General features: G+C 68.2%; 7 protein-coding genes. 3 read left to right on the top strand and 4 right to left on the bottom strand.

Going from position 1 to position 9,440, the window contains the following annotated elements; all coding sequences use genetic code 11:
• Window positions 1-89: 89 nt before the first annotated feature.
• Both panB and DIZ26_RS30145 read right to left on the bottom strand, forming a co-directional pair.
• Window positions 90-2,252, bottom strand: coding sequence for a 3-methyl-2-oxobutanoate hydroxymethyltransferase (gene panB, locus DIZ26_RS38440; protein ID WP_232828698.1), 2,163 nt, complete (start codon window positions 2,250-2,252; stop codon window positions 90-92).
• 149 nt (window positions 2,253-2,401) lie between these two features.
• Window positions 2,402-4,174 (bottom strand): NAD+ synthase, encoded by a 1,773-nt coding sequence (locus tag DIZ26_RS30145; protein ID WP_112247701.1) that lies wholly within the window; start codon window positions 4,172-4,174, stop codon window positions 2,402-2,404.
• A 213-nt stretch (window positions 4,175-4,387) separates the two neighbouring features.
• Here DIZ26_RS30145 and DIZ26_RS30140 point away from each other — a divergent pair, with 213 nt between their 5' ends.
• A complete protein-coding gene (locus DIZ26_RS30140; RefSeq protein ID WP_198676360.1) occupies window positions 4,388-5,749 on the top strand; it encodes a ferredoxin reductase family protein in 1,362 nt (453 codons plus the stop codon).
• Between the two features lie 114 nt (window positions 5,750-5,863).
• Window positions 5,864-6,856 carry an ABC transporter permease gene (locus tag DIZ26_RS30135; protein WP_112247697.1) on the top strand — a complete coding sequence of 331 codons (993 nt, stop codon included), beginning with the start codon at window positions 5,864-5,866 and terminating at the stop codon, window positions 6,854-6,856.
• On the opposite strand, the gene DIZ26_RS30130 is transcribed toward DIZ26_RS30135, so the two are convergent.
• Complete coding sequence (locus DIZ26_RS30130; RefSeq protein WP_112247696.1) at window positions 6,849-7,490, bottom strand: GNAT family N-acetyltransferase; 642 nt, start codon at window positions 7,488-7,490, stop codon at window positions 6,849-6,851. The two genes, DIZ26_RS30135 and DIZ26_RS30130, sit on opposite strands and share 8 nt — an antisense overlap.
• A gap of 434 nt (window positions 7,491-7,924) precedes the next feature.
• Here DIZ26_RS30130 and DIZ26_RS30125 point away from each other — a divergent pair, with 434 nt between their 5' ends.
• The gene (locus tag DIZ26_RS30125; protein WP_232828697.1) at window positions 7,925-9,094 is read left to right on the top strand and encodes a DUF418 domain-containing protein; all 1,170 of its coding nucleotides are present in this window, start codon (window positions 7,925-7,927) and stop codon (window positions 9,092-9,094) included.
• Here the strand turns inward: DIZ26_RS30125 and DIZ26_RS30120 are convergent.
• Entirely contained in the window at window positions 9,058-9,420 is a 363-nt protein-coding gene (locus DIZ26_RS30120) for a nuclear transport factor 2 family protein (RefSeq protein WP_112247694.1), read from the bottom strand. The genes DIZ26_RS30125 and DIZ26_RS30120 overlap by 37 nt on opposite strands.
• Window positions 9,421-9,440: the final 20 nt, after the last annotated feature.

The following is a 9,440-nucleotide window of genomic DNA, read 5'->3' as shown; positions in this document are numbered from 1 at the left end:
GTGAAGACGGCTATCTCCACCGCACTCCGGAGGTCTTCCCTACGTCAACCCACCAACCCCAACGTCACCAACGTCTCGGCCGGGTACATCTAGAAGGTGTGATCGTCGGTCGGGAAGGCGCCGTTGGCTACTTCGGCGGCATACGTCGTGGCGGCTGTGGTGAGGATGCTGCGCAGGTCGGCGTACTGCTTGACGAAGCGGGGCATCGGGCCGGAGCGGAGGCCGGCCATGTCCTGCCAGACGAGCACCTGCGCGTCGGTGTCGCGACCGGCGCCGATGCCGATCGTCGGTACCGAGATGCGCTTGGTGATCTCCGCCGCCACATCGCCGGGCACCATCTCGAGCACCACCGAGAACGCCCCGGCTTCGGCGAGCGCGACCGCGTCGTCGATCAGTCCGGCCGCCTGGTCACCGCGACCCTGCACGCGATACCCGCCGATGCTGTGCTCGCTCTGCGGGGTGAAACCGATGTGCGCCATCACCGGGATGCCGGCCTGCGTCAGCTTCTCCACAGCCGGTACGACGGTCCGCCCGCCCTCCAGCTTCACCGCGTGCACGCCCGCTTCCTTCATGAAGCGCACGGCAGTGTGGAACGCCTGCTCTGGTGATCCCTGGTAGGAACCGAACGGAAGATCGGCTACCACCAACGCGCGCTGTACGGCACTCGCGACTGCACGCGCCAACGGAATGAGTTCGTCGACGGTCACTCGCAGGGTCGTGTCATAGCCGTAGACGTTGTTCGCGGCAGAGTCGCCGACGAGCAGCACCGGGATCCCTGACTCGTCGAAGATCTCGGCCGTGTACTGGTCGTACGCCGTGAGCATGGCCCACTTCTCGCCGCGGTTCTTCATGTCCCGCAGGTGGTGAATCCTGTACCTGCGTGGACGGTTCGGGGAGTCGCCGGGCGCACTCGGGGTGGACGGCGACGACGCAGTACCGGCTGATTCGCCTGCTGCTGTGCTTGCGGTCGGTTGCGCGCGGCGGGCGGCACGGTGGGATGCGGCCGGCTCGGGGACCTGGCTCGGTGCGTCCTGCTGTACGTCGGCGCGACGGCGGGCGCCGACCGGCCTGGTACCGCCTTGCTGTGCAGCCGGAGCCTGGGGTGTGGTTGGGCTCTGCGCTGGGGGGCGTGTCGACGGAGTGGCGGCCGAGCTGATCGGCGCGTTGCTTTCGTACTCCGCTGATGGGTCGGACGGGTAGCCGTTGGAGGCGTTCGGAGTCTGGCCGGTGCTCGGCGCCTGTCCACTCCAACCGGTCGGCGCACTCGACGCAGCAGGAGCCGCCGGGCTCGGCGCAGTTGGTGCGCTCGGGGCGCTCGGGGTCGGCCTGGTCGGTGCCGGCCCACCGGCGCGCGGCGGTGGTGGTTGCTGCGAAAGACCGTTGCTGAGTGCGCCGGTCTGGGACTGCGCTGACGGCTGTGACTGCGACGACTGCGGCGTGCTGGGAGGCGACGACTGGTTCCACCCGTTGCTGCCGGCACCGTGCGCCGTCGAACCGTTGCTGGACTGCTGCTGCGGCGGCCGCGGCGCCGACTGCGCGGGCCCCTGCGCGGAACTGGAGCCGGCCGTGCCGTTGGAGCTCAGCCCGTTAGAGCTCGGTCCGTTGGAGCTCAGGCCGTTGGAGCTCAGGCCGTTGGAAGCCGGAGTGCTCGGGCGGGGAGTGGAAGGCGCCGCGGGCTGTGGCGGGTGGCCGCTGGTCCCGTTGCGGTTCGGCGCGAACGGGTTCTGCGACGGCGGCTGCGGAGAACCCTGCGACGGTGCAGACGGCTGCTGCTGTGGCCGGAACGACGTTGGCTCCTGGTACGGCGTACGCGGGGCGAAGGGCGACTCGTCGTACCGGTCGGAGCTGGACTCGGTGTAGGAGTCGCCGTACGAACGGGACGGCTCCGAGTACGGCTGCTCGCCGTACTGCTGACCTGATTGCTGCTGGCCCTGATAGCCGCCTTGCTCGCGCGGCGGCGCGGCCGGCGGGGGACCGGGCAGGAACGGCGGCTTCGGTACGTACGGCTGCTGCGGCACCGGGCCGCGCTCGTACGACCGGGGTGCGTTCGGCAGTGACGGCGCCGGGTCGAGCCCGTCGAGGGCGGTCGACCGATCGCGCCACCCGTCGCCGGATCGCTCCGGCTCGGTGTAGCTGTAGTCCGAGCGGTGGTGCTCCTCGGTTGTCCGGTTCTTCGGTCCGGTCCCGTACGGCGCCGGCAGCTCGTCGTCGGCGTCGCCGTTGGTACCGGCCGACATGAAGTTGTCAACCATGGCCTCATCGTCCCACCGTTGCGGTGAGTGAGCGCCACCGGCTGTCGGTGAGGGATCCCTCACATCGTCGTCGTCGTCTTCGGGCAGGCCGAACCCGCCCGTGGCCGGGAAGGAGTCGTCGGAGTAAGGGCGGTTACGCCACGATCCACTCAGCTCTCGGTCGCCTTTCTTGCATCTTCACGCCACGCGTTGGTGATCGGCAGCCGGCGGTCCCGGCCGAACGCCTTGTGGGTGATCTTCGGACCCGGAGGATACTGTCGCCGTTTGTACTCCGCTTTGTCGACCAGCTGGATCACCTTGGACACGACCTCGGGGTCGAATCCCGCGGCGACCAGTTCGGCGCTGCCGCGATCCTGTTCGACGTAGTCGTCGAGGATGTCGTCGAGCAGGTCGTACGGCGGCAGCGAGTCGGTGTCGACCTGGCCGGGGCGCAGCTCCGCCGACGGCGGCTTCACGATCGAGTTCTCCGGGATCGGCGGCTGCTTGCCGCGCTCCTTGGCGTCCGCGTTCCGCCACTTGGCCAGCCGCCAGACCACCGTCTTCGGGACGTCCTTGAGCGGCGCGTATCCGCCGACCGAGTCGCCGTAGATGGTCGAGTAGCCGACGGACAGCTCCGATTTGTTGCCGCAGGCAAGTACCAGGTGGCCGTCCGCGTTCGACAGGCCCATCCAGATGACGGCCCGCACCCGCGCCTGCAGGTTCTCCTCGGCCAGCCCGGTCAGACCGAGCGTGTCCAGGAACGGCTGCACCATCGGCTGGATCGGCACGACGCGGTAGTTCAGGCCGGTCCGGGCGGCGAGTTCGGCCGCGTCGTCGCGCGAGTGCTCGCTGGAGTAGACGCTCGGATTCGAGATGCCGAACACGTGCTCGGGACCGATCGCGTCACAGGCGATCGCCGCGACCAGCGACGAGTCGATCCCACCCGACAACCCGAGCAGCACCGACTTGAACCCGTTCTTGCGGACGTAGTCGCGCAATCCGGTCACGATCGCGCCGTACATCTCCGCCTCGTCCGACAGCCGCGGCGCCACCGCCGCCGCGATCGGCTCGTACGCCGGCAAGGGGTCCTCGTGCAGCACGGTGTGCACGATCCGGATGCCCTCGTGCTCGCCACCCGGCGTACCGGTTGCGGCCGGCAGGTCCAGGTCGACGACCATGCTGCCCTGCTCGAACTGCGGGGCCCGCGCGAACACCTTGCCCTCGGCATCGGCAATCAGTGAGTCGCCGTCGAACACGAGCTCGTCCTGACCGCCGACCAGGTTCACATACGCCAGCGCGCAGCCGGCCTCGCGGGCCCGCCGGGTGACCAGCTCGCCCCGGACATCGTCCTTGTTGGCCTCGTACGGCGAACTGTTCACCACCAGCAGCAAGTCGGCCCCGGCAGCGCGGGTGGCCGCCACCGGGCCGCCGTCCTGCCAGAGGTCCTCGCAGATGACCAGGGCCACGTCGATGCCGTGAATGCGGACGACCTGGAGCGAGTCGCCGGGCACGAAGTGGCGGAACTCGTCGAAGACGCCGTAGTTCGGCAGGTGATGCTTGACCGCCGACGTGACCACTTTGCCGCGGTGGATCACGGCCGCGGAGTTCGTCGGCGATCCCTTCGGCCGGCCGAGGCGGTCGACGCCCATCGCCGTACCGGTGGCGCGGTCCAGATACCCGACCACGACGACGATCTCGCCGAGGCCCTCGGCCGCCAGGCGCTCGGCCAGCGTGTGCACCTTGGCCTGCGAGGCGTCGACGAAAGACCCGCGCAGGGCGAGGTCCTCGACGGGGTAACCGGTCAGCGCGAGCTCGGGGAAGGCGACCAGGTGGGCGCCGCGGTCGACGGCGTTGCGGGTCCAGGTGACGACCTTGTCGAGGTTCCCGTCCACATCACCGACCGTGACGTTGAGCTGAGCAAGAGCAACCCGAAGCTGAGGCACGCCCCGAACCCTACTGCCACCCCGGCCCGTCCCTCAGCCAACTCCCCGGACGACTTTGTCAGGAGGAGTGCGTCAGGTCATCTAGTTGCCTGTGGCAACTAGTTTGTAAAGTCGGTGCAAGGCACGGCAGGAAGGGCTATTTCTTAACGAAATAGGGCATTCCGGACCGGGTGCGCCGGGGCGTAGGTTCCAGTCAAGCCCCGAAGGATGCGGATGGGAACCGAGATGATCCGCCGAAAACCTGTCACCACGCATGTGCACGGACCAGCGGCCCGGATCGGCTGGTTCCTGCTCTACCTCGAAGCACTCCTGGTCCCGCTGTTCCTCACCTGGCTGTCACTCGGCCCGCGCGACCCGAAACCGGGGGAGGCGGTCGCGTTGAGCCTCGGCCTGGTCGCCTTTTCGGCGCTGGTCGTCGCCGTGATCCTCCCGGCCCGGGTGTCGCCGCTGATCGCCGCGTTCGGGATCGAGACGATCCTGCGGATCCATCGATCGATCGCGAAGGCGGCGGTCGTCCTGGTGGTACTGCATCTGGTCGCGGTGCTGATCGAGGACCGGCGCCATTTCGCCGTCTTCGACCTGGCGCACACCACCTGGGCGGCTCGCGCTGCGACCTGCTCGACGCTGGCGCTGGTCCTGATGGTCGGCCTCGCGATCACCAGGCCCACCCGCCAACCGCGGTACGAAGGCTGGCGGCTCGTCCACAACGCGCTGGCATGGATCGTGCTGCTGACTGCCTGGCTGCACGTCTGGTGGCTTCGGCACCTGATCTCGAAACCGCTGCTGACGATCTGGTTCTGCGGAACGGGACTGCTGGTGGCGGCGCTGACCGTACGCCGTTGGCTGTGGTTGCCGCTGCGCGCCAGCCGACGGTCCTACCTGCTCGACGAAGTACGGCACGAGCCCGGCGACGGCGTCACCCTGACGATCCGCGCCGACCGGCATGCCGGAGTACCGTTCAACGCCGGGCAGTTCGCCTGGCTCAAGTTCGGGTCCACCGCCTTCGTCTTCGAGGAGCATCCGTTCAGCATCTCCTCGACGGCGCAGCGCCCGCAGGTCAAGCAGTTCACGATCAAGGCACTCGGTGACTACACCGAGCTGCTCAGCGGGCTGCGACCCGGGCGCCGGGTGTTCCTGGACGGTCCGTACGGCGGCTTCACGATCGAGGGGTACGACGGGTCCTCGGGGTTCGTGATGATCGCGGCCGGCGTCGGCATCACCCCGTTGCTGAGCATGCTCCGGACTCTCGCCGATCGCCGCGACCGCCGTCGGCACTGGCTGATCGTCGCCGCCCGGACCGTCGAGGAGTTGATGCTCCGGCCGGAGATCGAGGAAGTCCGCCAACGCCTCAACCTCAAGGTCGTCGAGGTGATCAGCCGGCCGGGGCCGGAGTGGATCGGCGAGGCGGGCCGGATCAGTGGCGAACTGCTCAACCGCTACCTGCCGCGCAACCCCGCCCGGCTCAACTACTTCCTCTGCGGGCCGGCGCCGATGGTCCACGCCGTCAGCCACGAACTCTCCGCCCGCGGCGTCCCGCTGCGCCGCATCCATACCGAACGATTCGGCGCGGTCTGACCCTTCGGCGGCAAATCGTCCGGTCGATGGCCACTGCCGGCGGGTGGGTATGGAACTATGTCGCGGCGGCTGGGGGTCGCCCTCGGATCCGTCAGCAGATGCAGGAGTCAACTCGTGGTGCATTTCGTTGCTCGTCGGCTGGTCAGCGCCCTCAGCGTCGTCCTGGTCACACTGGTCGCGACCTTCACGTTGTTCTTCGTCGCCCCGACCGATCCGGCCGGCGCGATCTGCGGTGAGCGCAACTGCACCCAGCAGCGCTACAACGAGATCAAGCGCAACCTGCATCTGGACCGGCCGAAGGTGCAGCAGTTCGCGGAGTACGTCGAAGGCATCGTGGTGGGCCGGGACTTCGTGACGTCGGGCTTCAGCCAGCACTGCCCGGCGCCGTGCCTCGGCTTCTCCTTCAAGAACGACCGGCCGGTGTACGACATGCTCTCCAGCAGGCTGCCGGTGACGGTGTCGCTGGTCGGCGGGTATGCATTCCTCGTACTGACGATCGGCGTCTCGGTCGGCGCGATGGCGGCGAAGCGGCGAGGTACCGCGAGCGACCGGTTCCTGATGAGCACCACATTGGTGGTCAGTTCGGTGCCGTACTACATCGTCGGTCTGATGGTCGCGCTGTACCTGACCATCCTCTATCCGATCCTGCCGCGCGGAGGCTGGACACCACCATCGGAGAACCTGGCGAAATGGTTCGGCGGCCTGCTCACGCCGTGGCTCGTGCTGGGCATCTACAGCTGCACCGACTACGCGCGCTACTCGCGCGGCTCGATGGTCGAAACGCTCAGCGAGGACTTCATCCGTACGGCGCGCGCCAAGGGACTGTCGGATCGCAAGGTCACCTACAAGCACGCACTCCGCGCCGGCCTCATCCCCGTCATCACCATCTTCGGCCTCGACATCGCCGGCAGCCTCTCCGGCGCGATCTTCACCGAAAAGATCTTCGACCTCCCCGGCCTCGGCAACCTGGTCGTCGACAGCGTCAGCAACTACGACCTCCCCGTCATCATGGGCACCGTCCTCCTGGCCTCGGTCATCCTCGTAGCCATGAACTTCATAGTCGACATCACCTACAGCCTCATAGACCCCCGAGTCCGCCTCACCTGACCCTCGTCCGAGCCACCACGACCTCCCCGTAGGTCACCCACCCCAACCGCTCGTACAGTGCGCGCCCATCACCGGATGCGGTCAGCAACCCCGTCGTCGCGCCGTCCCGCCGCGCCTCAGCAACCAACGCCGACATCACCGCACTGCCCAGCCCTCTGCGCCGGTGCCCGGGCTCGGTCCAGATCAGGTCTGCCACCGCGTCCTTGCCGATGACGACCATCCGCCCGCTCGCGCCGACGTCGTCTCCGACACGAACCTCCGCGACGATCGCCCCGTCGCGGCGACCGACCTCAACCACGCACGGCTCGGGCGCCCGAAGTACGGGCTGTTGATCGAGGGCAATCGTCATCAACCATTCAGTACGCCGATACTCCAGCCCCTCCGCCTGTATCCGCGGCAGCACCCGATTCGCCTCTGTTGTCACCACGCTCAACCAGGACAGCCCACCGGCATGTTCGTCGGCGCGGGCGAGCCGAGCCGCATACTCGAGCCTCGCATCGGCGACCAAGTACGACACCATCCGCTCCGGATCCCCGATCCGCAGCACGGTCACGCCGCGATCCTCATCGACGTCGGTCCACCCGCGGCTCACAGACCACCCCGCCTGCCACCGTCGCGCCAACTCGTCAAGCATCGTTCCCCCTCCGGCCTCCAGCCAGTCTGCGCGGGGGAGGGTCCATGCGCACTGACCAGCTTCGCCGATGGGGGCGGAGCATCCGGTGGCCGCTTGAACAGTGTCTGGTGGGCGTTGGGCATCGGTGTGGCGTCCCGGAGGACAGGAGGTAGCCGACGGCAACTAGTGCGGCTGAGCGCAGTCGGGCACCCGCGTACGGCGTACAGGCAGTGCACTACCTGTCGGTCGGTACACCCCACCACCCCACCACCTCATCACCCCTTCACCCTGCGCACCCTGCGCAAAGCTGGCCTGGTGTCGCTTCTCGCGTCGGAGCGCGTTGGCGGCGGGCGTGCTGTGGGGGTGGGTCCGGCTCGGTGTGGGGGATACCTTCGTTGCGGGCGTGGCTACTTCGGCTGATTTCCGGGGGCGGCCGGTGCGGGTTGGCTGGGTGCGTGACTAGCTCAGGTGGCCCGATCAAGACGCGGGCGTTGGGGCCGGATTTGGCCCGGGGGTTCATGTTGTTGTTCATCGCGCTGGCGAACTCGCACTACTTCTTGGAAGGGGCGGGTGTTCGGGGTGGGTTCCCGACCGATGGGTCGCGACTCGATCGGGTGGTTGCGGGTGGGGTGTCGGCGGTGGTGGACGGGCGGGCGTTTCCGATGTTCGGGGTGTTGTTCGGGTACGGCGTGGCGCGGATCGCGGCGCGGCAGACCGGGCAAGGGGTCGCCTGGCGGTCGGTCCGGTGGTTGCTCTGGCGGCGGAGCCTGGTGCTCGTCACGCTCGGGTTCGTGCACGCGATGCTGCTCTACATCGGCGACATCCTCGCCGCGTACGGCGTACTGCTGTTCGTCGGCGTCTGGGTGCTCCGCTGGAAGGACCGCTGGCTCCTGCTGACCGCGCTCTTCTTTCTTCTGCTGACCGCATTGCCGAGCGACGGGTCGATGGCGGTCGGCGCGGATCCGCCCGACCCCTCGATGCTGCCACCGAACTTCCTCGCCGGCCTGCAAGCCCGCCTCCCCGTCCAGCCGGTGATCGCGCTGCTCGGCCCGATCGGGTTCGCCTGCCCGTACCTCGTCGGCGTCTGGGCCGGTCGTCGCCGCATCCTCGAGCGCCCCGAGCAACACAAGACCCTGCTGCAAGCAACCGCAGTACTAGGTATCGGCGCCGCCATCGCCGGTGCACTCCCGGTATCGCTCTGGATCGCCGGCTTCACCGCCGAACCGCAGCCACTCGACCGCTTCGGCCCGTTGCACGACGCCTGCGGCACGCTCGGCGGTTTCGGGTATGCCGCCCTGATCGCCTTGATCGCGATCAAACTCAAGGACCACCCCGGCCGGATGACACGAGCGATCTCCGCGGTCGGCCAGCGGTCCCTGACCTGCTATCTCACCCAGTCGGTGATCTGGACCGTTGCCTTCACCCCCTACCTGGCAGGCCTCGCCGACAACCTCTCGATCACCGCCACGGCCCTCCTCGCCACGGCGACCTGGCTCCTGACCGTCCTACTCGCCGACCTGATGCGCCGCGCCGGCTACCGAGGCCCGTTCGAAATCCTGATCCGCCGCATCACCTACCGAAGGCCGGCTCACTTCACGGCGGAGGAATCGACCTCGACGGTGTAGGTGGTGATCTTGGTCAGGGCGCCTTGAGTGAACTCGTAGATGTCGCAACTGGAGACGAAGGTGCTCTTCCACTTGGTGTCCACGTAGCGGGCGATCGCGTCGACGGCGACCACCTCGGGCCCGGCTGCGGTCTTGAAGCGGAGGAACTGGGTGGTCGTCCGGGCCAGTTCCCGCAGCGATCCCTCGCAGGCGGCCACCACCTGGTCGCGGCCCTCCAGTTTCGCGGCACCGACCAGGATCCACTGGATGTCGGGGTGGAAGAAGTCGTAGACCTCCCGGAACCGGTGCGCCGAGAAGGCCTCCGCGACCTGCTGGATCGTCGCCATCAAGTGTCCCTTCCGGTAAA

This window comes from Kribbella monticola, from assembly GCF_003261635.1.
GTDB classification, from domain to species: Bacteria; Actinomycetota; Actinomycetes; order Propionibacteriales; family Kribbellaceae; genus Kribbella; species Kribbella monticola.
Note: the sequence above shows the minus strand (reverse complement) of the source record. Positions and strands in the feature narration are given on the sequence as shown.

Excerpts from the sequence above, each read along its gene's own strand:
- panB (WP_232828698.1), bottom strand. The coding sequence starts at position 2,252 with ATGGTTGACAACTTCATGTCGGCCGGTACCAACGGCGACGCCGACGAC.
- DIZ26_RS30140 (WP_198676360.1), top strand. The coding sequence starts at position 4,388 with ATGGGAACCGAGATGATCCGCCGAAAACCTGTCACCACGCATGTGCAC.
- DIZ26_RS30130 (WP_112247696.1), bottom strand. The coding sequence starts at position 7,490 with ATGCTTGACGAGTTGGCGCGACGGTGGCAGGCGGGGTGGTCTGTGAGC.
- DIZ26_RS30120 (WP_112247694.1), bottom strand. The coding sequence starts at position 9,420 with ATGGCGACGATCCAGCAGGTCGCGGAGGCCTTCTCGGCGCACCGGTTC.